This is a genomic window from Micromonospora vulcania, assembly GCF_042658605.1.
Taxonomy (GTDB): Bacteria; Actinomycetota; Actinomycetes; order Mycobacteriales; family Micromonosporaceae; genus Micromonospora; species Micromonospora vulcania.
This window is the reverse complement of sequence record NZ_JBHSQS010000010.1, coordinates 206,282-230,533: the sequence shown is the minus strand read 5'-3', so window position 1 is coordinate 230,533 and position 24,252 is coordinate 206,282. Positions and strand designations below refer to the sequence as shown.

The following is a 24,252-nucleotide window of genomic DNA, read 5'->3' as shown; positions in this document are numbered from 1 at the left end:
CTGGCGGCTGACGGCTACGGTCGGGCGGTGGCGCAACCCGATCTGACCCTGACCGCGAGCTTGCGGCCGGCCGCGCTGGACGCCCGACGGGGCATCGTGCGGCTGCACCCGGAGGCGCTGACCGCGCTCGGGCTGCGCCCCGGCGACCCGGTCCGGCTCGCCGGTCGGCGCGAGACGGCCGGGATCGTGGCGGCGGCCGGGCCGGACGCGAGCAGCGCCCTGCTGTACGCCGACGACCTCACGCTGGGCAACCTCGGCCTCCGCGATGGCGGTCAGGTACGGGTGACCCCGGCGGCGCTGGTTCCGGCGGGTCGGGTCGCCCTGGCCGGGCCGGTGGCGGTGGTCGCGGCGGTCAGTCCGGAGATGCTCCGGCTCGCCCTGTTGGGCAAGGTGGTGACCGCCGGGGATGACGTGTCGCTGTTGCCGCAGGATGTGCTGCCGGACGCCTCGGTGCGCAGCCTGGTCGAGGCGGCCCGCCGTAGTCTCGCCAACACGGTCGGGTTCGCCTGGACCAGCACCCTGCTCAGCGTGGTCACGGTCGAGCCGGCCGCCGGTGCGCTGGTCACCATGGACACGCTGGTCGGTTGGGAGCACGGTCCGGCGACCCACGGTGCCGCCCCCGGCCCGGCCGCGGCTCGACCGGGCCGCTCCGACACGACCACCGAGCCGGCCGAGGCCACTCCCGCCAGTCCCGATGCTTCTACCGCTTCCGACGCTCCCGACGTGGACGAGCTGCCCGGACTACGGGCCCAGGCCGAGGAGCTGACCGAACTGCTCGACCTCGGCTTTCACCACCGGGAGGTGCTGGGCCGGCTCGGCACCACCATCTCGCTCGGGGTACTGCTCGGCGGGCCGGCCGGCTCCGGGAAGTCGGCGCTGGTCCGGGCCGTCGCAGCCCGGGTTGGTGCCCGCGTCCACCCGCTCTGGGCACCCGAGGTGGCCGCGCTCGCCAACCAGGCCGCCGCCGAGCGGCTGCGCGCGGTGTCGACGGCGGTACGCGCCGATGGGCCGGCGGTGCTGCTGGTCACCGACGTGGAGGCGCTCGCCCCGGCGGACGAGCCCGGCCCGGTGGCGACGGTGTTCCGCCAGGTGCTCGCCGAAACCGTCCGCGCCGGCGCCGCCGTGGTCTGCACCACCGGCCGACCGGAAGCGGTGGACCCGGCACTGCGCGCGCCGGACCTGCTGTCGCTGCGGATCAGCATCCCGCTGCCCGACCCGGCACTGCGCCGCGAACAGCTCACCGTGCTGACCCGGCAGGTGCCGCTGGCCGACGACGTCCGACTGGACGAGGTCGCCGGGCGTACGCCCGGGTTCGTCGCGGCGGACCTGGCGGCGCTGGTGCGCGAGGCCGGGGTACGCGCGGCCCTGCGGCAGAAGTCGGCCGAGACACCGACCGTGTCGATGGCCGACTTCACCGCCGCCCTGGAGGTGGTCCGGCCGACCACGATGGCCGCGTCCACCCTGGAGCTGGCCTCGGTGACCATGGATGACGTGGGTGACCTGGTCGAGGTCAAACAGACGTTGACCGAGTCGGTGTTGTGGCCGCTGACCTACCCGGACACCTTCGCCCGGCTCGGTGTGCAGCCGCCGCGCGGCGTGCTGCTCTATGGGCCGCCGGGCTGCGGCAAGACCTACCTGGTCACCGCGCTCGCCGGCTCGGGCAGGGCGAACGTGCTCTCGGTGAAGGGCGCTGAGCTGCTCTCCAAGTGGGTGGGCGAGAGCGAACGGGCGGTCCGTGAGCTGTTCCGCCGGGCCCGGGAGGCGGCTCCGACCCTGATCTTCCTGGACGAGGTGGACGCGCTGGCTCCGGTCCGCGGCCAGGCCACCGACGGGGGCACCACCGATCGGGTGGTCGCGGCGGTGCTCACCGAGTTGGACGGCGTGGAGGCGCTGCGCAACGTGGTGGTGGTCGGCGCGACCAACCGCCCCGACCTGGTCGATCCGGCGCTGTTGCGGCCGGGTCGGCTGGAACGGCTGGTCTACGTGCCGCCGCCGGACGGTGCCGGACGGTCGGAGATCCTGCGGGCCGCGTCCCGGCAGGTGCCGTTGGCTCCGGACGTCGACCTGGCCGCGCTCGGCGGGGAGCTGACCGGCTTCTCCGCGGCGGACTGCGCGGCGCTGGTCCGGGAGGCGGCGCTGGCCGCGATGCGTGAGTCGCTGACCGCCGCCACGATCACCGCAGCGCACGTCGCCACGGCGCGGGCCCGGGTTCGTCCGTCGCTGGATCCGGCCCAGGTCGCCTGGCTGGCCGGGTACGCCGCTGACCGGTCGTGACCGAATGGTGATCGTCAGTCTCGGCTGAGCCGCCAACCATTCCGCCGGCCCAGGAGGTTCCTACGACGTCAGATTCCTCAGTGGAGAGATCCACGAAGACGTCAGGCGGTGTTCCTTGCGCAAGCTGCTCTCTCTTCTCTTCGTACCCCTGGTGGCGGCGGCCACCATCAGCACGATCGGGTCGCCGGCCGCGGCCCATCGGACGGCGCCGTTTCCGGCCCGGATCGCCCTGCCCGACGGGTTCACCCCGGAGGGGCTGACCATCGGCCGGGGCACCACCGTGTTCGTTGGGTCCAAATTGGACGGTGCGGTGTGGCGTGGTGACTTACGGACCGGGCGCGGCTCGGTGCTGATCCCGGGCGTGCCGGGCAAGGACAAGGCCGGCCTCAAGGTCGACGAGCAGGGCCGGCTGTGGACCGCCGACTTCTCCGGCGGCGGTGCCAGCGTGTACGACGCCGGCACCGGCGCCCAACTCGCCCACTACCAGTTCACCGCCGAGCCGGGCAGCTTCGTCAACGACCTGGTGATCACCAAGCGAGCGGTCTACTTCACCGACTCCGCGCTGCAGGTGCTGTACGTGGTGCCGCTCGGCCCGGGTGGCCGACTGCCGTCCGCCACCAGCTTCCGGGTACTGCCGCTCACCGGACCGGCCGCGACGCCGGACGCGTACCACAACGGGATCGTGGCGCTGCCGGACGGTGATCTGCTGGTCGCGCAGATGCTGCCCGGCCGGCTGGTACGCATCGACCCGCGTACCGGCGGCAGCCGGCTCGTGGACCTCGGTGGCTACTCCGTGGAGCGGGCCGACGGGCTGGTGCTGCGCGGGCGAACCCTCTACGTGATCCGCAACCTGACCAGCGTCATCGCGGTGGTCCGACTGAACGCCTCGTACACCGCGGGGGTCGTCCAGCGGGAGATCACCGGCCCGCAGCTGCGGGTGCCCGCGACCGGTGACCTGCTCGGCTCGGCGCTGTACGTGGTGAACGGCCGGTTCGACGTGGAGCCCGGCCCGGACGTCGACTACGACATCGTCCGGGTTCCGGCCTGATCCCGACGGTCGGTGGCGATCCCCACCGGGTCGCCGCCGGCCGACTCGGCCAACCGCCTCAGAGGGCCGGGGGCGTCGAATCGAGGCAGATCTCGGCGTACACCTTGCCGCCGTCCTCGCGCAGCTTCGCACCGCACTTCTCCAGCACGGTGACCGCACCGATGTTGTCCCGGGTCGTCTCGGCCACCACGGCCCGCATCCCCACCCGGGCAGCTGCGTTCAGCAGCTCCCGCAGGGCGGCCGCGCCGACCCCCTGGCCGCGTGCCGAGCGGCCGAGCCACATTCCGGTCTCCACCGTGCCGGGCTCGTCACAGCGCGTCATCCGGACCATGCCGACGACCTCGCCACCGACGAGGATCGCGTACATCTGCGAGCGGGTCGGGCCGTCCAGACCTTTGAAGCTGGCCCGATGGAACTCCCGGAACGCCTCCCGGCGGGCGAGCGACCAGCCGGCGGGTGCCTCGACCGGAGGCATCACGTCACCCGGCTCCGCCTCGGCAGCCGCTACGGAGAGCAACGGCTCCAGGTTCCTCTCGTCCACCGGCTCCAGCCGGACCGCACCCGCCACGTGCCGCAGTCTGCCGGCCCCATCGGCCGAAGTCCACCCCGTTCGGCATCCACTGGCGGTCCGGCCACCGGTACCGCCCGGTCGGGCGGCCCGAGTGTTCCTCATCACGCTCCGTTGTCACCCGGTCGGGTCGACGAGTGCTCAGGCCGTCGGCGCGAACTCGCAGAACACCACCGAGGCGTCGTCGGTTGGCTTGTGTCGGCGTAGCCGGTCGGGGTGGTCGCGCTCGGCGTTCCGGACGTGGTCGAGCAGCGCGGTCGGCCCGGCCGCGCTCAGCAGGTCCAGCAGCCCGGCCCAGTCGGTCAGCCCGAACTGCTCGACCGCGCTGGACGCGCCGTCGCTGAGCAGCGCCGCCCGGCGCAGCGCGGTCGGACCGCTCCGGGGCAGCGTCCCGGTCACCGCATGGAAGGCCGCGTCCGGGTCGGCCGCCGCCACCCAGTAGCCGTGGGTCCGGTTCATCCGCTCCCGCTGTACGCCCACCGCGTGCCGGAAACGGGTGAGCCGGTCCGCCGGGCCGGCCGGCACCGTGGCGACCGTCTGACGCAGCTCGGCCATCGCCACGTCCAACCGGTCGTCGGTGACCACACTGACCTGGCCGCCGACGTCCAGCACCAGAGGGCTGTCGCAGAGCACCAGGTAGTCCACCTGATCGCCGCAGTCCCGCAGCAGGCAGACGGTGCTGGACGGGGTGCCGGGGTGGTCCAGGTCGCACTGCCCGCCGTGGTCGGCCCGGACGGCGAGGATGGCTGCGGCCAGGTTGCTGGTCAGCCTGGCCGCCGGGCGTGCCGCCTCGGCAACCCCGAGCCGGGCTGCCAGGTGCCGCACGTACCACTCGGGTCCGTGCACACAGCCGGTGTCGAAGCCCTCCGGCACCGTGGCGCCGTCCAGGACGCCGACCAGCGGGCCGAACCGGAAGACCAGGTCCTCGTTGACCGGCCGGCCCGGGGCCGGCGCATACGCGGAACTCACCCGCATCACCGGCGCCGGCCCCGTCGTGCCGACCGGATCACCGCTGCCGGAGGTCGTCGGCTGCCGCATGTGCCTGTCCCTGGACCTGACCGGCCGCCGACCGGCCCTGCTCCCGGACCGCGGACACGCCCTGGGTGGCGCTCGACCGGACCGACTGCGCCGCCTGCTGCGCGGGTTCCCGCAGGTTGTCCCGGACCTGGTTACCGGCCTGACTCGCCTGCGCGCGCAGCTCATCGGAGTGCTCGCTCACCATGGTCCGGGCCCGGCCGGCGAGTTGCCGCTCGCGCCCGCTCGGCGGGACCAGCGAGGCAGCCAGCAGCCCGACACCAAAGGCGACCAGGCCGGCTGCCAGCGGATTGCCCTGGGCCTGCTCCCGGGACTGCTGCCCGAGTGACCGGGTCTCGTCACGTACCGAACCGGCCGCGTGCGACATCCTCTGCTGGGTGCCCTGCCCCAATTGGCTCGACCTGCCCATCACCTTCTCCTTCGCTCGATCGAACGCGCCGCGAGCCTGCACGGCACGGTCGCTGGCGATCCGACGCGGGTTGACCCGGTCGGTCAGTTCGTCGACGTTGCTACTCAACTCGTCGCGGGTGGTCTCGATCTCCCGCCGGATCCGATCCGGATCACTGGACATGACCTGCTCCCTCCCGACTCGTTCACCGGCCTCGCAGGGCATCTGGGATGTCCCGGGCCGTCTGTTTCGTGCGCGGCAGCACCGCACGTGCCCGCTGCATCTGGGTCCGGGCATTGAGGAAGAGGCCTGCGGCCGCGGCGGCCCAGAGGACCGCGACGATCAGCGCCGCCCAGCCCTGGTCCATCGCGTTGGACAGGCCCCACCACACGGCGTACGACACGAACAGCACGGCCAGGAACCCGGCCAGACCGGCAGCGCCGAACATGCCGCCGGCCTTGCCAACCTGGCTCACCTCCTCGCGAACCTCGGCCTTGGCCAGCTCGACCTCCTTGCGCACCAGGGTGGAGAGGTCGCGGGTGACATCGCCCAGCAACTCGCCGACCGAGGCCTGGGTCCGCTCCTTCTCCGGGGCGCTCACGGGCCCACCCTGCCGGGCACGTCCGGCTCGGTTCGACCGGCCGGTGAGACGTTCTGCGCCCGTGCCGTCCCGGTGTACGGCTGCTCGGCCGCCGCACCCGCACTACCGCCCGCACTGCCGCCGCCCGCACTGCCGCCCGCACTGCCGCCGCCCGCACTGCCGTCGGAGCCGGAAGCGGTCAGGCCTCGGGTGAGCCGGCCGACCAGCAGTCCGGCCACCGCCGCGCCGGCCAGGAAGGTCCCGGGGTGGCGCCGTGCGTACGTGCGGACGTCGTCGAGCACCTCGCCGGGTTCCCGCGCGTCGAGCCAGCCCGCAGCCTGCTGGGCGGCGTCGGCCGCCCGGCGTACCGCCTGACCGGCCAGCCCGGAGTCACCATCCCGTTCCGCCATCGTGCCGAGTTCCCGGCCGAGGTCCCGCAGCCCTTCGGCGGCCCGCCGCTGCTGCGCCTGCGCCTGGTCCCGAAGTTGTCCGCCTGCCTGACCGGTCAACTCCCGGGCCTGTCGCCGCGCCTCGGCGGCCACCTGGCCGCCCTGCTCGGCCGCGGCGTGTGCGACCTGGCCACCGGCCTGCGCGGCCTGCTGACCGACCTGGGAGACCTCCTGACGGGCCTGCTGCCCGCCGCCGGCCGGTGGCCGGCTCTGATTCGTTGCCGTCATGCTCCGCTCCCCTCCTGGGTCCTCGGTCGCGCACGCGACCCCGGAACGTCTCCCGCCTACCCGCCGGGCCGGTTGACATGCGGCGTTTCGACCTGCGCGGTTGACCCCGGCACAACGGCCCGGACCAGCACCGATGGCGTCAACTAGCCGACCCGGAGCCGACCCGGACGGTAGCGTCAGCAGCGGTTGACTCCGGAGTTCCCGGGCGGCCGGGCGGAGACCAAGTCGGTCCCGGCGGACCGCGCAGCAGACCTCGGGTACGGGGGACGAAACCGCCCATAGCGACAGGGGGATCGCGGCATGTTGAAGCGGTTGCACGAGTCAGGGCTCAAGGCAGATCACATGTACATGGCCGGCTTCGTCAGCATCGGGCTGTCGTTCACGAGTTGGTTTCTCTCCAGGCATCTGGAGAAGGCAGGCGTGGCCAGGGCCGATCGGTGGGGCATCTTCATTGGCGAGTGGGCTCCGACGTTCTTCGCCATCGGTAACGGGCTTCAGGGGTACGAGAAGAGATGACGCCGGCAGCGGTCAGCGGCGGCGGTTGCGGGCGCGCGACGATCGCAGCCGGCGGAGCCGGCCGATCAGCACGGGGTCGGCGACGAGCGCTGCCGGGTTGTCGAGCAGTCCGTTGAGCAGTTGGTAGTACCGGGTCGAGGAGATCCCGAAGGTGTCCCGGACGGCCTGTTCCTTGGCCCCGGCATGCCGCCACCACTGCTGCTCGAAGGCGAGGACGGCTCGTTCCCGCTCGGTCAGCCCGGGCGCGGTCCCGACGCTCGGCCGCGGCGCGGCGGCGGCCGTCGTACCGTCGGTGTCGGGCTCTTCGTCGGCGTCGAGCGTTGGTGCGGGCGCGTCGGCGGCCTCGACGGCCGGCGCCGGCCGGGGCGACGGAACGGTCGGCCCGGCGTGAGCCACGCCTTCGGCCGGGCGAGCGTCGGTGGACGGCTCGGGGGCGGCCGGGGTGGCGTCGGCGGGCATGGCGCTCCTCGCAGGGCGGGCGACCGGCCGGCGACGCCAACCGGGGAACCCCAGCCTAGCCAGGGTCGACCCGGGTTGCAGCAGCCGACGCGGCCGGCCCCGCGCCGCCGGGAGAACCCGACGGCCGGGCCGGCCGCATCGCGTCGAGTCGGTCAGGAGATGTCGCGCCGACGCATCGCCCAGAGCGCCGCTCCGACGATCACCACCACCCCGACGGAGAACAGCACCGACGACTGCTGCCAGGTGATGTCCAGTGTCGCCGGCTTGCACTCGCCGTAGTAGGTCGCGTTGCAGGAATTCCAGTCCTGCAGGGTGACCTTCTTGGTCATCCAGGCCAGGGCGTACGTGGGCAGCAGCCACGCCTCGGCGAACCGCACGCTCGCCATCGACAGCAGGATGCCCAGGCCGAACTGGCCGACGACCATCACCGCCACCACGCCGCCGAGGGCCATCGCGGTGTGCCGGCCCAGCGAGGCCAGTGCGAAGCCGATGGTGGTGATGACCAGCACCAGCACCACACCGCGCAACCCGGTGAGGGCGAACGACTGCCAGACACCGGACGTCATCTTCGCGGTGCTGCCCCGGAGGTTGGCGACCGCCCAGAACCCGGCGAACCAGAGCACCGCGGCGGGCAGCGTCACCGCCAGCGTGCCGGTGAGCAGCGCGGCCAGCTTGGTGAGCAGGACGGTGAGCCGTTTCGGTCGCCAGAGCAGCAGGTTCATCATGCCGCCGGTGCTCCATTCGGCACCGACGAACGACGCTCCCACCACGAACCCGACCAGCGCGAGGATCGCCGCGAACGGGACGAGCGTCTCGTCGAACGTCTCGCGGAAGTCGAACGTGGAGGGCAGGAACCAGCGTGCCTCGATCGACTCCCTGGGCGGCGCCGTGATCATCGAGCAGTCGTCCGGGTAACGGCCGTCGTTCGGCGTGCCGGCCGTCTTGGCCTGCTCGCAGTTGGCCCGCTCCTGCGCGCTCCAGGTGACCTGCTGCTCGTACTGTTGGTCGGCCTTGCGCTCGGCCAGGGCGTACTGGGTGGAGTCGATCTTCTGATTGGTGAAGAAGACCCCGATCACCACCGCGGCCAGCACCAGCAGACCGAGCAGTGACATGTAGCGGGAGAAGCGCCTCTTGGCCAGCCGGCGCAGCTCCGTACGGTAGAGGCTCACGCGCCCCACCCTCCCGCGGCGGCACCGGGCTGGCCCGTGCCACCGACCATCGTGGACTCATCGACCTGCCGGTGCTGGCCGGGTACCGGCGCGGTGGCGGTCAGTTCAAGGAAGACGCTCTCCAGGTCGACGGCGATCGGGGCCAGCTCGCTGACGTAGAGACCCTGCTCGGCGAGCAGGCGGGTCACCGCGGCGGGCTTGTCGACGCCGGCCAGCATGAGGTGGTCCGGCGCACCGGTGACCTTGATCCCGGCCCGGGTGAGCGCCTCGGTGGCCGCCGGCAGGTCGGTGACCGCCTCCAGCCGGACCCGCACCGCGCTGGACGAGTGCTGGGCGAGCACCTCGTCGACCGGGCCGAAGGCGACCCGCCGGCCCAGCGAGATGATGGTGACCGAGTCACAGATCAGCTGGATCTCGCCGAGGATGTGGCTGGACAGCACCACGGTCATCCCGGATTCGGCGAGGGTCCGCATCAGCGTGCGCATCTCGCGGATGCCGCCCGGGTCGAGGCCGTTGGCCGGCTCGTCGAGGATGAGCAGCTTCGGGTTCTTGAGCAGGGCGGACGCGACGGCGAGCCGTTGCTTCATGCCCAGCGAGTATGTCTTGACCCGCTCACCGGCCCGGTCCCGTAGGCCGACCAGCTCCAGCACCTCGTCGACCCGGACGGCCGGCACGTCGCCGGCGCCGGCCAGCAGGGACAGCGTGTCCCGTGCGGTGAAGTGCGGGAAGAACTGCGGGCTCTCCACGATCGCGCCGACCTGACCGGCGACGGTGGGCAGCGCGTCGGGCACCTCGTGGCCGAGCAGCGCCATCCGGCCGCCGTCGGGCCGGATGAGGCCGAGAAGTGTGCGCAGCGTGGTCGTCTTGCCGGACCCGTTGGGGCCCAGGAAGCCGTGCACCTGCCCCGCGTCCACCTTCATGTCGAAGCCGTCGAGCGCGTTGCGGGTGCCGCGTCGACGACTCTTGTACGTCTTACGTAGACCTTCGATCTCCAGGACAGCTGGCAAGCTGCACCTCCCCCGATGATGGGCGTGTCAGCGGTCACCATACTTGGTATGCAGCCGCTCGCAATACCGGGTATGCATTGACGCGCCGATCGGGGTGAATTATCGGCGGAGAGTGATCGGTCAGGCGCAGACGACCTGTACGCCGGCGGCCCGGAACGCCTCCACCACCTCGGGTGCCGCACCGGAATCGGTCACCAGCGTCTCGACCCGCTCGACCGGGCAGATCCGGGCGAAGGCGTGGCCGCCCAACTTGGACGAATCCGCGATGATCACGACCCGCTTGGCGCGGGCCACCATCAGGTTGTTCATCGCCGCCTCACCCTCGTGATGGGCTGCGGCGCCGAGCTGCGGGTCGATCGCGTCCACGCCGAGCAGCGCGACGTCCAGCGTGACCTCACGCAGCAGTGCCCCGCCCAGCGGGCCGACCAGCTCGAACGACTTCGGGCGCACCACCCCGCCGGCCACCACGACCTTCATCCGGGACCGGACCAGCAACTCGTTGGCGATGTTCAGCGCGTTGGTCACCACGGTGAGCTGGGCGCCCTCGGCGCTGGTGTTCAGGTCCGGACGGACGGCGAGAGCCCGGGCCACCTCGGTGCTGGTGGTGCCACCGTTGAGGCCGACCACCGTGCCGGGCGTGACGAGCGCCGCGGCGGCAGCGCCGATCCGCTGCTTCTCCGCCGAGTGCTTGGCGGTCTTGTAGCGCAGCGGGAGGTCGTAGGAGACCCCGTTGGCCACCGCGCCGCCCCGGGTCCTGGTGATCATCTGCTGCTGGGCGAGCTGGTCGAAGTCCCGGCGGATGGTGGCCTGGGAGACGTCCAGCCGCTCGGCGGCCGCCTCGACGCTGACCCGGCCGTTGTCGGTCAGCATTTCGAGCAGGGCGTTCCATCTGGCGTACCGGTCCACCGCGGGGGCCCTCCCAATGACTGCACGGACGGTGATTGATTGCGTGCACACTAGTGCGCGAAACTAGGCTGGCGCAAAAGGCTGGCCTGCGCGATCGGCCAGCCGGTTGCCACGGCCACCCGAGTTCGCGCAGAATGACGCGCGAAATACGGGTGTAACGAGCCGTATTGCGCATCGGTCGGCCCTGCGAGGAGTTGCCATGGCGTACGTGGACGCGGAGATCGCGAGCCAGCCCGACTGTTGGCGGGAAGCCGCCGAGTTGGCCGACGTCGTACGCGGGGACCTACCGCGCCCCGGCGAGCGGGTCGCCGTCGTCGGTTGCGGCACGTCGTGGTTCATGGCGATGGCGTACGCGGCACGCCGCGAGCAGGCCGGGCAGGGCGAGACCGACGCGTTCCAGGCGTCCGAGTTTCCCCTCGGCCGCCGCTACGACCGGCTGATCGCCATCACCCGCTCCGGCACCACCACCGAGGTGATCGAGCTGCTCGCCGCGCTGCGTGGACGGGTGCCCAGCACCGTCATCGTCGGCGATCCGGTGTCTCCGGCGGTCGACCTGGCCGACGCCGCGGTGACGATGCCCTTCGCCGACGAGCGGTCGGTCGTGCAGACCCGCTTCGCGACCACCGCACTCGCCCTGCTCCGGGCCCACCTCGGCGACCCGGTGACCGCGCTGGCCGCCGACGCCGAGGTGGCGGTACGCGCCCCGCTGCCGATCGACCCGGCCACCATCGAGCAGGTCACCTTCCTCGGTCGGGGGTGGACGGTCGGGCTGGCCCAGGAGGCCGCCCTGAAGTGCCGCGAGGCGGCCACCTTCTGGGCCGAGGCGCACTCGGCGATGGACTACCGGCACGGTCCCATCTCGGTCGCCGCGCCCGGCCGCCTGGTCTGGGCCTTCGGCGAACTGCCCGAGGGGCTGCCCGAGGACGTCGCCGCTACCGGAGCGGCCTTCGTACACAGCCGCACGCACGGCTGGCGGACCGTGCTGGGCAGCTGGTCCGCCGGCCGTACCCCGGTCGACCCGATGGCGGACCTGATCCTGGCCCAGCGCTTCGCGGTCGCGCTGGCGACCAGCCGGGGCCTCGATCCGGACGCGCCCCGGCACCTGACCCGGTCGGTGGTGCTGGCGTGAGCGAGCGAGCCATCAGGCGAAGCGGCGTGCCGGCGTGAGCGACGGCGACGCCGTGGACGCCGAGCGGGTCGTCGTCGCGCTGGATGTTGGCGGCACCGGCATGAAGTGCGCCCTGGTTCGACCGGATGGTGTCGCGGTACGCACCGAGCGGCACCCCACCGACGCCGCACGCGGCCCGGCCGCCGTGGTCGGCACCATCCTGGACGTCGCCGAAGGGCTGGCCGGCAAGGCCCGCGCGGACGGCCTCACCCCGATCGCGCTCGGCATCGCCGTACCCGGCGTGGTGGACGAGGCCCGCGGGGTCGCGGTCTGGTCCGCGAACGTGGGCTTCCGGGACGTACCGCTGCGGGACCTGGCGGTGACACGGCTCGGCCTGCCCACGGCGCTCGGCCACGACGTGCGGGTCGGCGGCCTCGCCGAGGCCCGGCTCGGCGCCGGGCGTGGCACCGGGCACGTGCTCTTCGTCGCGATCGGCACCGGCATCGCCGCCGCGCACGTGGTCGACGGCACGGCCACCGTCGGCGCGCACGGCGCGGCCGGGGAGATCGGCCACATCCTGGTCCGACCCGGTGGTCCGCGCTGCGGCTGCGGCCGACCCGGCTGCCTGGAGACGATCGCCTCGGCCGCCGCGATCGGCCGCCGCTACGCCGAGTTGGCCGGCGGGCCCTCCGACGGCCTCGCCCCGCCGGTGACGGCGGCCGAGGTGGGCGAGCGGGGCGGGGGGCCGGAGTGGGCCGAGCGGGCCGCCGCCGGCGAGCCGCTCGCCAGTCAGGTCTGGCAGGAGGCGGTCGAGGCGCTCGCCGACGGTCTGGCCACCGGGCAGGCCCTGTTCGACGTGGCGACGATCGTGCTCGGCGGCGGCCTGGCGCAGGCCGGAGACCGGTTGCTCGTCCCGCTGCGGGCGGCGGTGCACGAGCGGATGACCTTCCACCGGGAGCCCCGCATCGTCGCGGCGGCCCTCGGCGACGAGGCCGGCTGCCTCGGCGCCGCCCTTCTCGCCCTGGACGCCACGGGCGTCCACGCCGACCTCGACGCCGCGGGCGTCCGCGACCACCTCGACGCCACGGGCGTCCGCGCCGACCTCGACGCCGCAGGCGTCCGGAACCACCTCGACGCCGCAGGCGTCCGGAACCACCAGGAGAAGTGATGACCGTGCGGGTGAACGGCCGAGTGGTGACCCCGAACGGTGTCATCCGGCAGGGGTGCGTCGAGTGGGACGGCGACCGGATCACCGCGGTGGCCGAGTATCCGTCGGCCCGGGACGGGCACTGGATCCTGCCCGGGTTCGTCGACATGCACACGCACGGCGGCGGTGGGCACACCTTCACCACCGGGGACGCCGACCAGGCCCGCGCGGCGGCCGACTTCCACCTGGCGCACGGCACCACCACCCTGCTGGCCAGCCTGGTCAGCGCACCCTTCCCGCTGATGCGCGCGGCCACCGAGGCGTTCACGCCGCTGGTCGACGAGGGTGTGCTGGCGGGCATCCACTTCGAGGGGCCCTACCTCTCCGCTGCGCGCTGCGGCGCGCAGAACCCGGAGTACCTTCGCGACCCGTCGACCGACGAGCTCTCCGAGCTGATCGAGCTGGGTGCCGGCGCGATCCGGATGGTCACCCTCGCACCGGAGCGTGATGGCGCGCTGGAGGCGATCAAGCTGCTCACCGCCCAGCGGGTGGTGGCCGCGGTGGGGCACACCGACGCCACGTACGAGCAGACGCGCGCCGCCGTGGCGGCCGGCGCGAGTGTCGGCACCCACCTCTTCAACGGTATGCGGCCGGTGCACCACCGCGAGCCCGGCCCGGTGGTGGCCCTGCTGGACGCCCCGAACGTGGTCTGCGAACTGGTCGCCGACGGGGTGCACCTGCACGACGGCACGCTGACCTTCGCCACCTCGACCGCTGGCCCCGACCGGGCCGCGCTGATCACCGACGCGATGGCCGCCGCCGGGATGCCGGACGGCGAGTACGAGCTGGGTGGTCAGGCCGTCACGGTGACCGACGGGGTGGCCCGACTGGCCCGGGACGGCGCGATCGCCGGCAGCACCCTGACCATGGACGCGGCCCTTCGGCACGCCGTCAATGCCGGCATCCCGATCGCCGACGCGACCCGGATGGTGGCCACCACACCCGCTCGCGCCGTTGGCCTCGGTGACCGGGTCGGCGCCCTCCAGGTGGGCCTGCGAGCCGACCTGGTGGTGCTGGACGAGGAACTCACCGTGGTCCGGGTGCTGCGCGGCGGTTCCTGGGTGGAGTGACGCCCCACCCGCGTTCGGCGGGCTGGTTCAGCCGCCGGTGGGCACCTCGACGCCGAGCACGGCCTGCTCGTCGGGGCGGTGCACCAGCACGTCGGCCAGGTACGACTGCACGGCGGGCGCCATCCCGACGTCCCGGCCGGCCCGCTCGGAGAGCAGCCACTTGTGCTCGATGATCTGCGCGAACAGCTCCTGCGGCTCCAGCTTGCGGCGCAGGTTCGCGGGCACGGCCCGGACCACCGGCTCGAAGACCTCGGTGAGCCAGCGGTGCGCGGCCTGCTGCTCGTCGTTCAGGTCGCTCTCGGCCCGGTAGGCGTCCAGGTCGTTGAGCAGCTTGCGCGCCTGGTTCTCCTCGGCGTCCAGGCCGGTGAGACGCAGCAGCCGACGGGTGTGGTAGCCGGCGTCGACCACCTTCGGCCGGACCAGGTAGCGCCCGTTGTCGATGGTCGACATGGCCACCTCGGCCACGTCGAAGCCCAGGTCGTTGAGGCGTCGGATCCGGCCCTCGATGTCGTGCCGTGCTTCCCGCTCGATCGCCTGCTCGTAGGTGATCTCGTGCCAGAGCCGCTCGTAGCGCTGTACGACCTCCTCGCAGACCACCTCCGGGTCGATGGACTCGTGCAGCAGCCCGGCCGCCTGCAGGTCCAGTGCCTCACCGAAGATGTTGACCCGGGCGATCTCCAGGTCCTCGCCCCGCTGACCGTTGGAGAGCGTGGTGTGCAGCGCTCCCGTCTCCGCGTCCACCAGGTAGGCGGCGAACGCCCCGGCGTCCCGGCGGAACAGCGTGTTGGACAGCGAGCAGTCGCCCCAGAAGAAACCGGTCAGGTGCATCCGCACGATCAGAGCGGCGAGCGCGTCGAGCAGGCGGCTCATCGTCTCGGGCCGCAACGTGTGCGAGAAGAGCGCCCGGTACGGCAGCGAGAACTGCAGGTGCCGGGTGATCAGCACCGATTCGAGAGGTTCGCCGTCGTCGGTCTGCCGGTCGGCGACGACCGCCACCGCCTCGACCGACGGGAAGTCGATCCGCTCCAGGGATCGGAGCAGGTCGTACTCCCGTTCGGCGATCCGCTCGCGAGTCTCCTTGAACGCGTAGACGTAGTCGCCGAGCCGGACGAAACGGACGATGTGTCGGGAGATGCCCTGTGGCAGCGCCACCAGGTGTTGGGCAGGCCACTCCTCCAGCGGTGTCGACCAGGGCAGGTCGAGCAGCGCCGGGTCCACGAGGGCAGACGTGATCCGCACGGGCACAAGCATGACTGGTCGCCCCCCGGATCCGCCTCTGATCGTGGTTGGGCACACAGCGCCGAACGCCCCGGCCTCGCGCCGGGCCGGTAGCGTGGTCGCGTGCTCAAACCCACGGCGGTACGACGTGACCTGCGGCTACGGCCTGTCCGCCCGGCCGGCTGGTGGTTCGATCTGCTCCTGCTCGTCGGGTTCGGCGTCCTGACCCTGGCCCTTGCCAGGGGAGCCCTCCTCGGGATCGACCTGGCGGTACGGGAGTGGGCCTACGACCACCACCCGGCACCGATCTACTGGACGGCCCGGGTGTTCAACTTCCTCGGCCAGGGTGGCTGGCTGTTGATGCCGCTCTCCGTGGCACTTGCCCTGGCGGCGGCCTGGCGGGCCCGCACGGTCCGACCGCTGCTGCTGGTGGCAGGGGCGTTCGTGCTGTTGTATCTGACGATCGGGCCGCTCAAGGTGTGGACCGATCGGGCTGCGCCCAGCTCGAAACTGCCACCGGCCGACTCGGTCCGGATTTTCAACGACCTGCCGCCCCTGGAATACGACCTCTCCTACCCCTCCGGGCACGTCGCCAACGCAATCGTCTGGTACGGGGTGATCGCCGTGCTGTTGACCGCGCTGACGGCAGGACGACTGCACCCGACCCTGCACCGACTGGTCCGGTTCGCGCCGCCGGCGATCCTGCTGGTCACCACGACCTACCTGAACTTCCACTGGCTCACCGACGGGGTGGCTGCGCTACTGCTGGGGCTGCTCCTGGACCGGCTGCTGCACCGGGTGCCGTGGGACGACCTGCCGCTACCCGGCCGGCTACGTCGGTGGGACGGGCCGTTCACCTCGTACCCCTAGGGTTTCGGCTCGTGGATCAACTGGCGCGGCGACTCGGCGTACCCGATGCGGTTGTCATCGGGTTGGGCTCGATGCTCGGTGCGGGCGTCTTCGTGGTCTTCGGCCCGGCCGCTGCGGCGGCCGGCGGTGCCGGCCTGCTGCCCGCGCTGGCGCTGGCCGGCCTCGTCGCCTACTGCAACGCGAACAGCTCGGCGCGGCTCGCGGCCCGTTACCCCGAGTCCGGCGGCACCTACGTCTACGGGCGGGAACGCCTCGGTCCGTTCGCCGGGTTCCTGGCCGGCTGGGGCTTCGTGGTCGGCAAGACCGCGAGCTGCGCGGCGATGGCGCTGACCATCGGGGCGTACCTGTGGCCGGGTCAGGCCCGGCTGATCGCGGCCGGTGCGGTGCTCGCGGTGACCGCGGTGAACCTGCGCGGCATCGGCAAGACGGCCATCGCGACGAAGGCGCTGGTCGCGGTGGTATTCGCCGTGCTGACCCTGGTCGTGGTCGTCGGCGTCACCGGCGGGGGGCTGACCCTGAGCCGCCTCGGCGACCCTGGTGGCTCCGGCCGGGGCGTGCTCACCGCCGCCGGGCTGCTCTTCTTCGCGTTCGCCGGGTACGCCCGGATCGCCACCCTGGGCGAGGAGGTCCGCGACCCGGAGCGGACCATCCCCCGTGCGGTGCCGCTGGCGCTCGGCGCGGTGCTCGCGATCTACCTGGTGCTGGCCGTGGTCACGCTCGGAGTGCTCGGCGCCGACCGGCTGGCCGATTCCGCCGCGCCCCTGGTCGACGTGGTGACCGCCGCCGGGCTGCCCGGCCTGGCCTGGGTGGTCCGCGCCGGGGCCACCATCGCGGTCACCGGGGTGCTGCTCTCCCTGGTCGCCGGGGTCGGCCGGACCACGTTGGCGATGGCCCGCCGCCGCGATCTGCCCGGCGTGCTGGCCGCCGTGCACCCCGTGCACCGGGTGCCGCACCGGGCCGAGCTGGCGGTGGCCGTGGTGGTGATCCTGGTGGTGTTGCTCGGCGACGTGCGTGCCGCGATCGGCTTCTCCAGCTGCACCGTGCTGGTCTACTACGCGATCACCAACGCGGCGGCGCTCACCCTGGGCCGGGACCCGGACCGGCGGCTGCCGGTCCGGGTCCTCGCCGGCCTGGGGCTCGTCGGTTGTCTGCTACTCGCGGTCAACCTGCCGCTGGGCAGCGTTCTCGCCGGCTTCGGTGTGCTCGCCGTCGGCGCCGCCTCCTACGCAATGCGGGCCCGCCGCTGACCTCGGCAGACGGCCCGGTCAGCGGCTCAGCCGCTGGTAGCGGCGCACGGCCAGCGGCGCGAACGTCGCGATCAGCAGCACCGGCCACACCACCGCCAACAGCACCGCGTGCTCTGCCGGCCAGGAATCCCCACCCAGCCCCGGATTACCGAACAGGTGACGGGTCGCCGCGACGGTGGCGGACAGCGGATTCCATTCCGAGATCGCACCGATCCATTTCGGCATCAGCTCGGGCGACACGAACACGTTGGAGATCGCGGTGAGCGGAAACGCCGCAGGGAAGATGATCACACCGACCGTGTCCGGGTTGCGGACCAGCAACGCCAGGTAGATCCCGATCCAGGTGATCGCGACCCGCAGCAGTAGGAGCAGGCCGACGGCGAGCAACGCCCGGCCGACGCCATGTCGCCACTGCCACCCGACGAGTAGGCCGCAGACCAGCAGGGTGGACATCTCCAGCAGGGCACGGAGCAGATCCGCGGAACTGCGGCCGGTCATCAGGGCGGACCGCGCCATCGGCATCGACCGGAACCGGTCGACAACCCCTCGGCTGAGGTCGAGCGCCACGCCGGTCGCGGTGGCGCCAAGGCCGTACAGCATCGTCATCACGAAGATCCCGGGCAGCAGGAACTCGCGGTAGTTTCCGCCACCCGGCACCTGCATGCCGCTGCCGAACACGTAGCCGAAGACGAGCACGAACATGATCGGCAGCGAGAAGTAGAGGATCAGCTCCTCGGGCGCGCGGATCACGTGGATCATGTTCCGTCTGGTCATCGTCCAGCCGTCGATGATCGCCGTGGTCATGCCGCATCCGCCTTTCGTCCAGTGGTGACGGGCTCGCGGGTCTCGCCGGGTTCGTGGGCCTTGTCGGGTTCGTGGGTCTCGTCCGGCTCGCGGGTCTCGCCGGGCCTGCGGGCCTCGTCGGGCCGGTGGCCGGTCAGGAACAGGAACGCCTCGTCCAGCGTCGCGCGCCGCAGGCCGATGTCCTCGACCGCGATCCCCGCGTCGTCCAGGGCCCGTACCACCTCGATGAGCCCGGCGACCCGGTCGACCACCGGCGCGCTGAGTCGCCGGACCGCGGGATCGCGCTCGGGCTCCGCGCCGCAGATCCGGGCGACGAGACGGGCGGCCGGGGTCAGGTCGGCCGCCTCACGGACCACCACCTCGATCCGGTCACCGCCGGTCATCGACTTCAGCTCGTCCGGTGAGCCCTCGGCCACCACCCGTCCGGCGTCGATCACCGAGATCCGGTTGGCGAGCTGGTCGGCCTCCTCCAAATATTGCGTGGTGAGCAGGACCGTGGTCCCGTCCGCGACCAGGGTGCGGACCAGCTCCCACACCTGGTTGCGGCTGCGCGGGTCCAGGCCGGTCGTCGGCTCGTCGAGAAAGAGCACGCGGGGCGTACGGATCAGGCTGGCGGCGAGGTCCAGGCGGCGGCGCATCCCACCCGAGTACTCACCGGCGGACCGGCTCGCCGCCTCGTCGAGCCCGAACCGTTCCAGCAGCTCCCCGGCTCGTTTGCGGGCCGCACGGGGGCCGAGCCGGAACAGCCGGCCGAACAGCTCCAGGTTCTGCCGGCCGCTGAGGGTCTCGTCGACCGCGGCGTACTGCCCGGTCAGCCCGATCCGGGCCCGCACCTCGTTCGGCTGACGCAACACGTCGAATCCGGCCACGGTGGCTGTGCCGCCGTCGAAACGCAGCAGCGTGGTGAGGATCCGTACGGCCGTCGTCTTGCCGGCACCGTTCGGTCCCAGCAGTCCGTACACGGTGCCGGTCGGCACCCTCAGGTCGAACGTGTCGAGCGCGCGGGTCGGGCCGTACCGCTTGCCCAGTCCCTCGGCGACCACCTCGAATGTCGTCATGCCCCCACGGTGCGGTCGGGCGCTGACGGCTCACGCACCGTCCGCTGACGGCAGCGCACCGGGCGGGTCCAGAACGACGCTCCGCTCCGCCTCGGCGATCTGCGCCAGAACGAGGATGATCTCCGACCGCGTGGCCTCGCCGACGTACCAGCCGGTGAGCCCGCCGGTCAACGCCTCTTCGCCGAGCCGCCGCGCCTCGACGAGGTCTCCGGCCAGCCGTGCCACCTGGGCGAGGCCGAGCCGCGCGCTGGATACGAACTCGGGCGCGCCGCTGCGCTGCGCGAGGAGCAGCGCGCCGGCGAAGTCGTCCCGCGCCGCCGCGAGGTCACCGGCACGCAGCCTTATCTCGCCTCGGGTACGCAGCATGTCGGCCTGGTCGACCGCCGATCCGAGTTCCTCGGCCAACCCGATGGCCTGCTCCATGTAGGCGCTCGCCGCATCCGGATCACCCTGCCAGGCGGCCAGTTCACCGAGCGCACCGAGTGTGATCATGGCTCCCCACCGGTCCCCGGTGCTCCGGAAACCGTCGAGCGCGGAGCCCAGGGCCGTCCTGGCCCGATCCCACTGACCGTTCCACATCTGCGCGGAGCCGGTCCCCATCGCGCCGAGCGCGTTGATCCAGACGTCCGGACCAACCAGCCGCCGCAGCTCCCGCATCAGGTCGTCGACGTGCTCGGCGCCGCCGGACGGTGGTCCGGTCGAGATCCCGGACAGATACAGCAGGAAGGGCTGTCGGGGCGGCCCGTCGAGGCTGCGGATCACGGACCACTGCGTTGTGCCGAGGGACGGTGGATGGCCCGCACCGCCGAGCGAGGCGTTGTAGACGCAGAGGGCGAACTCCTCGCCCAGCCCGGCCGGCGCCTCGGTGCCGAGGACATCGAGGACGTCGGCCGCGAGCCGGGCGCCTTCCCCGCGCATGCCGCGCAGCCACCAGTAGAACGACAGGGCCGCGACCAGCCCGGCCGCGTCGGACGCGGCACCAGCCGCAGCGGCACGACGCAGGGCCGCATGCAGGTTGTCCCGCTCGTCGTCGAGCCGGCGCAGCCACTGCAACTGTTCAGCGCGCCGCAGGTGGTCGCTGGCGATCCAGGCGAATTCCAGGAAGTACGCCGCGTGTGCACGGCGCAGGTCATCGGCCTCGCCGGCCTCGGCGAGACGATCGGCGCAGAAGGCGCGCACCGTCTCGAGCATCCGGTAGCGACCGCCGGTCAACTCCACGAAGGACTTGTCGACCAGACCGGACAGCGCATCGACGAACTCGGCGCTGGGCAGGCCGGAGACCTGCCCGGCCGCCTCCAGCGTGGCACCGCCGGCGAAGACGGTCAGCCGTCGGGCCAGGGCCCGCTCGACATCGTCGAGCAGGTCCCAACTCCACTCGACCACCGCGCGAAGCGTCCGGTGTCGCGGCGACGATGCCCGGCTGCCCATCGACAGCAGCCGGAACCGATCGTCGAGACGGGCGGCCACCTCGGCGACGGGCAGCGCCCGCAGCCGCGCGGCGGCCAGCTCGATCGCCAGCGGCAGGCCATCGAGGGTACGGCAGATCCGCAGCACCACCTCGACGTTGGCCGCCGTGACGGCGAAGTCCGGTACGACGTCAGCGGCCCGCTGGGCGAACAGGCTGACCGCGGCGTAGTCGTCGGCGTCCAGCGTCGACGCGTCGGGCGGCGGGAGGGTGAGCCCGGACAACGGACACAGCGCCTCGCCGGCCAGCCCGAGCGGCTCACGACTCGTGGCCAGGACGCGCAGCGCCGGGCACCCGCTGAGCAACCGTGCGGTCAGCCGCGCCACCTCGCCGATGACGTGCTCGCAGTTGTCCAGCACGAGGAGCAGCCGCCGCTCGGCGAGCGCCTCGACCAGCCGGTCGGCTGCGTTCCGGCCCGGCTCGGCCGGGGCACGCAGGCCGGCGTCGCGCAGGCCGAGCGCGCTCAACACCGCCTGCGGTACGTCCGAGCCGTGTGCCAGACCGGCCAGCTCGACGAAGCGGACCTCGCCGTCGAGGCGGCCGGCGGCCTCGATCGCCAGCCGCGTCTTGCCCGCGCCACCGGGGCCGGTGAGGGTGACCAGCCTCCGTTCGCCGAGCAGCTCCCCTACGCGCTTGAGTTCCTCCTCCCGCCCGACGAAGGTGGTGAGCTGGCTCGGCAGGGTCGACTCGGCTGGCCCGCGTACGGCGGGGCCCTCCGTACCGCGCAACACGGCCAGGTGGATCGCCGTGAGCGCCGCCGACGGGTCGACGCCGAGCGCCTCGGCCAGCACGCGCCGGGCATCCTCGAACTCGGCCAGTGCCTCGGCCGGCCGGCCCAAGCCGGCGAGGGCGCGCATGAGCTGGCCCCGCGATCGTTCCCGCAACGGATGCGCGACGATCAGCTCCCGTAGCTCCGGGACCAGCGCCGCGTGCGCGCCCAGCGCCAACTCCGCCTCGATACGGTCCTCGACGGCGGCCAGCCGCAGCTCGTCCAGCCGCGCCGCCTGCGCGGGAACGCCCGCCACGTCGAGGACGTCGGCCAGGGCGGGACCCCGCCACAACTCCAGCGCCTCACGCAACGTCGCCGACGCCCGGGGCCAGTCGCCGTCGGCGAGCAGGCGGCGACCCGCCTCGGCGAGCCGCTCGAACCGGTACGCGTCGACAGCACCGGGATCCACGGCGAGGCGATAACCCGCCGGGTGGAACTCGACCGGGCTGTGCTCGGCGGGCAGGACCTGACGCAGCCGCGACACCTGGGACTGGAGCGCGTTCGCCGCGCCCCTGGGCGGGCGCTCGCCGTACAGGCCGTCGATCAGCCGCTCCGCGGAGATGATCCGGCCCGCGTCGAGCAGGAGCAGTGCGAGAAGGGCACGCAGCCGCGGACCGCCCAGGGGAATCTCGCGCCCGTCGGCCAACAGCACCTGGGTCGGCCCCAGGATGCGGAAACGCATGACCCCGATTGTCGCTCACGACCAGCGCGTTCCCGCTACCCGAGCTCTCGTCGGAGTCGTCGAACCTCAGACCGACCGTGCCGCGCTCGAACCTGGCTCGTGCTGGGCACCGATGTCGTCGCCCTGCTCCACCGGCCGGTGCCCGGCCTCGACGCCGTGGGCCGGCGGTCCGGCATCGTCGGCCGGTGACGACGGAGCCGGTACCGGATGCACCGCGCCGGGCGCGGACGCGGCGACCTCCTGATCGGTCGCCCGGGGCACCGAGCCGACGTGGCCGTGCGGCATGGGCGCCTTTCCCGGGGCGGGTGGAGCGCACTGCCGGGTCAGCCAATCCAGCCCGCGTCGGCGGGCAACCACGGTGAGCCGGTCGCCCGCGAAGATCACCTGCCGGGGGTCCAGCTCCTTCCACCAGATCGTCTTCGTACCGCCCGCCGGGGTACGCGCGATCAACCGCACCTGGCCGTCCCGGTTGACCGCGTCCAACGGGCGGCCGTCCAGCTCGGAGCCCGCGGCCACCGGCACCTCGGCGACGGGCAGCGCGTGCCGGTCGACCGGAATGGTGGTGATCACCGCGCGCTCGGTGAGCGCACCGATGAAGGCCGGGGCCGCCAGGTAGGAGACCGATCGGGACACGCCGAGGGCGAAGGTCTCCTCCACCCGCTCGGCGAAGTCGCCGTCGAAGAGGCGCAGCACCACCCGCAGGTTGTCGCGCAGGTCCCGGGCGGCCAACGCCGCTTCCAGGTTGGCCACGTCGTCGGTGGACGCCACCACCAGCGCCTGACAGTCCGCCACCGACGCGGCGGCGAGCGTCTCCGGCAGGGCCGCGTCCCCGACGATGAGCGGCACCTCCAACTGGCGGGCCAGGGTGGCACCGCGCGGCTCCGGGACCTTGTCGATCGCGACGACCTCGACGTCGTACTCGCGGAGCTGGGCCATCACCCGAGTGCCGACATTGCCGAGGCCAATCACCACGACGTGCCCGATCCGGGCAGGTTGCAGCCGGCCGGTGTGCAGGGCCAGGCGCGCGTTGACGATGCCGTCCACCACGACGGCGGTGATCAGCGGAATCAGCGCCAGCCCGGCCAGGTTGAGCACCACCTGCATGATCTGCGCGTCCGCCGACTTGGTGGTGTCCGGGTCCGCGCCGCTGAGCGTGGTGACCAACGTCAGGTAGAGCGCCTCCACCGGTGAGACCCCCTCGGCGCGGGAGATCAGCGCTCCCAGCACTGCGATCACCGCGAGCACCACCATCACCGCGACGCCGATCTTGCGGGTGGCGAAACCACGTACCGCTCCCAGCAACATCGCCATCGGGCGGCGCCGGCGGCGGGCCCGGACCAGCCGACGCGCGGCGACCTCGGTGCCGGGCGGCTGCCCGGTCACCTCGGCGAGCACCAGGTCGGCACCGGCCTGTTCGGCCGGCAGCAGCTCCACCCGCTGCTGCTCGGTGACGTGGGCCAACGCGCAGACCACATCCTGCGGCCGGACGTCGGCCCGCCGGGCCACCCGGAGCGTCTTGTCCCGGTGCTGGAACGAGCTCGGGTCGACCTCGCCCAACGCGGCGGCCACGAACGCGGGCGCGGCCATCTCGGCGTCGGAGAGCACCTCGACCGGTGCCTTGATCAGCTTGCGCACACCGTCAGCGAGGGTGCCGTTGAACATCCGCAGCACCTGGCGGACCCGCTGATCGACGGCCTGGGCGCAGAGCGCGGCGTGCAGATTGCCCACGTCGTCCTGGTGCAGCAGGGCCAGCCCGGTCGCACCGGCCAGGCCGGCGGCCTCGAAGGTGGCCACGTCCAGCCGATCCGAGCGGACGACCCGGAGCCCGCGCAGCCCCGCCACGTCCGGACCGTTGGTGCGGTAACGCTCCGGCACGATCACGGTCACGCGTGCCCCACCGGTCGGCAGCTCCGATTCGAGCATCGCCCGGGCCACGTAGTAGGCGAGCGCGTCGCGGCCGCAGATCACGTAGTGCGGGCGCGGGTCACCGGCGGACCGCAGTCGCCAGTTCCACTCCACCGCCCGTCGCGCCCGGTCCCGCCACGGCTCCCCCATGCCCGGATCGTAGCCAGGACGACCTCGGTGGGCGACCCCTTCCGGATCGTCCCCCGGCCAGGCATGTCGGCC

Annotated in this window: 21 protein-coding genes and 1 pseudogene; 8 read left to right on the top strand and 14 right to left on the bottom strand. The window is 72.8% G+C overall.

The window, feature by feature from the left end; translation table 11 throughout:
• The first annotated feature begins 27 nt into the window (after positions 1–27).
• Positions 28–2,274 carry an AAA family ATPase gene (locus tag ACFQGL_RS18935; protein WP_377513498.1) on the top strand — a complete coding sequence of 749 codons (2,247 nt, stop codon included), beginning with the start codon at positions 28–30 and terminating at the stop codon, positions 2,272–2,274.
• Between the two features lie 115 nt (positions 2,275–2,389).
• Positions 2,390–3,322, top strand: a complete 933-nt coding sequence (locus ACFQGL_RS18930; protein WP_377513497.1) for an SMP-30/gluconolactonase/LRE family protein — start codon at positions 2,390–2,392, stop codon at positions 3,320–3,322.
• A gap of 58 nt (positions 3,323–3,380) precedes the next feature.
• Here the strand turns inward: ACFQGL_RS18930 and ACFQGL_RS18925 are convergent, their stop codons facing one another.
• The 5 genes from ACFQGL_RS18925 to ACFQGL_RS18905 form a co-directional block, all read right to left on the bottom strand.
• Complete coding sequence (locus ACFQGL_RS18925; RefSeq protein WP_377513496.1) at positions 3,381–3,890, bottom strand: GNAT family N-acetyltransferase; 510 nt, start codon at positions 3,888–3,890, stop codon at positions 3,381–3,383.
• A 141-nt stretch (positions 3,891–4,031) separates the two neighbouring features.
• On the bottom strand, positions 4,032–4,928 hold the full coding sequence (locus ACFQGL_RS18920) for a hypothetical protein (protein ID WP_377513495.1): 897 nt from the start codon (positions 4,926–4,928) through the stop codon (positions 4,032–4,034).
• The gene (locus tag ACFQGL_RS18915; RefSeq protein WP_377513494.1) at positions 4,897–5,496 is read right to left on the bottom strand and encodes a DUF3618 domain-containing protein; all 600 of its coding nucleotides are present in this window, start codon (positions 5,494–5,496) and stop codon (positions 4,897–4,899) included. The genes ACFQGL_RS18920 and ACFQGL_RS18915 overlap by 32 nt, the downstream gene beginning before the upstream one ends.
• A 22-nt stretch (positions 5,497–5,518) precedes the next feature.
• Complete coding sequence (locus ACFQGL_RS18910) at positions 5,519–5,914, bottom strand: phage holin family protein (protein ID WP_377513493.1); 396 nt, start codon at positions 5,912–5,914, stop codon at positions 5,519–5,521.
• Positions 5,911–6,570, bottom strand: a complete 660-nt coding sequence (locus tag ACFQGL_RS18905) for a hypothetical protein (protein WP_377513492.1) — start codon at positions 6,568–6,570, stop codon at positions 5,911–5,913. Before ACFQGL_RS18905 ends, ACFQGL_RS18910 begins: the two co-directional genes overlap by 4 nt.
• Before the next feature lie 300 nt (positions 6,571–6,870).
• Between ACFQGL_RS18905 and ACFQGL_RS18900 the strand changes: the two genes are divergently transcribed.
• Positions 6,871–7,086: a hypothetical protein gene (locus ACFQGL_RS18900; RefSeq protein ID WP_377513491.1), complete on the top strand. Its 216-nt coding sequence runs from the start codon at positions 6,871–6,873 to the stop codon at positions 7,084–7,086.
• Between the two features lie 12 nt (positions 7,087–7,098).
• Here ACFQGL_RS18900 and ACFQGL_RS18895 read toward each other — a convergent pair whose 3' ends face one another.
• The 4 genes from ACFQGL_RS18895 to ACFQGL_RS18880 form a co-directional block, all read right to left on the bottom strand.
• Complete coding sequence (locus ACFQGL_RS18895) at positions 7,099–7,545, bottom strand: DUF3263 domain-containing protein (protein ID WP_377513490.1); 447 nt, start codon at positions 7,543–7,545, stop codon at positions 7,099–7,101.
• A gap of 152 nt (positions 7,546–7,697) precedes the next feature.
• Positions 7,698–8,714 (bottom strand): ABC transporter permease subunit, encoded by a 1,017-nt coding sequence (locus ACFQGL_RS18890; protein ID WP_377513489.1) that lies wholly within the window; start codon positions 8,712–8,714, stop codon positions 7,698–7,700.
• On the bottom strand, positions 8,711–9,721 hold the full coding sequence (locus ACFQGL_RS18885) for an ATP-binding cassette domain-containing protein (RefSeq protein ID WP_377513488.1): 1,011 nt from the start codon (positions 9,719–9,721) through the stop codon (positions 8,711–8,713). The genes ACFQGL_RS18890 and ACFQGL_RS18885 overlap by 4 nt, the downstream gene beginning before the upstream one ends.
• 120 nt (positions 9,722–9,841) lie before the next feature.
• Positions 9,842–10,627 carry a DeoR/GlpR family DNA-binding transcription regulator gene (locus ACFQGL_RS18880; protein ID WP_088987368.1) on the bottom strand — a complete coding sequence of 262 codons (786 nt, stop codon included), beginning with the start codon at positions 10,625–10,627 and terminating at the stop codon, positions 9,842–9,844.
• 199 nt (positions 10,628–10,826) lie between these two features.
• On the opposite strand from ACFQGL_RS18880, the gene ACFQGL_RS18875 reads away from it, so the two are divergent.
• From ACFQGL_RS18875 to nagA, 3 genes and pseudogenes are all read left to right on the top strand, one after another.
• Positions 10,827–11,756 carry an SIS domain-containing protein gene (locus ACFQGL_RS18875; protein ID WP_377513487.1) on the top strand — a complete coding sequence of 310 codons (930 nt, stop codon included), beginning with the start codon at positions 10,827–10,829 and terminating at the stop codon, positions 11,754–11,756.
• A gap of 100 nt (positions 11,757–11,856) precedes the next feature.
• Positions 11,857–12,765 (top strand): annotated as a pseudogene (locus tag ACFQGL_RS18870) (ROK family protein); the annotation flags it as partial.
• Positions 12,766–12,902: 137 nt separating this feature from the next.
• Entirely contained in the window at positions 12,903–14,012 is a 1,110-nt protein-coding gene (nagA, locus tag ACFQGL_RS18865; protein ID WP_377513486.1) for an N-acetylglucosamine-6-phosphate deacetylase, read from the top strand.
• 27 nt (positions 14,013–14,039) lie between these two features.
• On the opposite strand, the gene ACFQGL_RS18860 is transcribed toward nagA, so the two are convergent.
• The gene (locus tag ACFQGL_RS18860; RefSeq protein WP_377513485.1) at positions 14,040–15,251 is read right to left on the bottom strand and encodes a DUF4032 domain-containing protein; all 1,212 of its coding nucleotides are present in this window, start codon (positions 15,249–15,251) and stop codon (positions 14,040–14,042) included.
• Between the two features lie 102 nt (positions 15,252–15,353).
• Here ACFQGL_RS18860 and ACFQGL_RS18855 point away from each other — a divergent pair, with 102 nt between their 5' ends.
• Together ACFQGL_RS18855 and ACFQGL_RS18850 are read left to right on the top strand one after the other, a co-directional pair.
• Complete coding sequence (locus ACFQGL_RS18855) at positions 15,354–16,100, top strand: phosphatase PAP2 family protein (RefSeq protein ID WP_377513484.1); 747 nt, start codon at positions 15,354–15,356, stop codon at positions 16,098–16,100.
• A gap of 11 nt (positions 16,101–16,111) precedes the next feature.
• Positions 16,112–17,347 carry an APC family permease gene (locus tag ACFQGL_RS18850; protein ID WP_377513483.1) on the top strand — a complete coding sequence of 412 codons (1,236 nt, stop codon included), beginning with the start codon at positions 16,112–16,114 and terminating at the stop codon, positions 17,345–17,347.
• 18 nt (positions 17,348–17,365) lie between these two features.
• Here ACFQGL_RS18850 and ACFQGL_RS18845 read toward each other — a convergent pair whose 3' ends face one another.
• The 4 genes from ACFQGL_RS18845 to ACFQGL_RS18830 form a co-directional block, all read right to left on the bottom strand.
• Complete coding sequence (locus ACFQGL_RS18845) at positions 17,366–18,151, bottom strand: ABC transporter permease (protein ID WP_377513482.1); 786 nt, start codon at positions 18,149–18,151, stop codon at positions 17,366–17,368.
• The gene (locus tag ACFQGL_RS18840; protein WP_377513481.1) at positions 18,148–19,209 is read right to left on the bottom strand and encodes an ATP-binding cassette domain-containing protein; all 1,062 of its coding nucleotides are present in this window, start codon (positions 19,207–19,209) and stop codon (positions 18,148–18,150) included. Before ACFQGL_RS18840 ends, ACFQGL_RS18845 begins: the two co-directional genes overlap by 4 nt.
• Before the next feature lie 30 nt (positions 19,210–19,239).
• A complete protein-coding gene (locus ACFQGL_RS18835) occupies positions 19,240–22,125 on the bottom strand; it encodes an AfsR/SARP family transcriptional regulator (RefSeq protein WP_377513480.1) in 2,886 nt (961 codons plus the stop codon).
• Positions 22,126–22,191: 66 nt separating this feature from the next.
• Positions 22,192–24,180: a potassium channel family protein gene (locus tag ACFQGL_RS18830; RefSeq protein WP_377513479.1), complete on the bottom strand. Its 1,989-nt coding sequence runs from the start codon at positions 24,178–24,180 to the stop codon at positions 22,192–22,194.
• Positions 24,181–24,252: the final 72 nt, after the last annotated feature.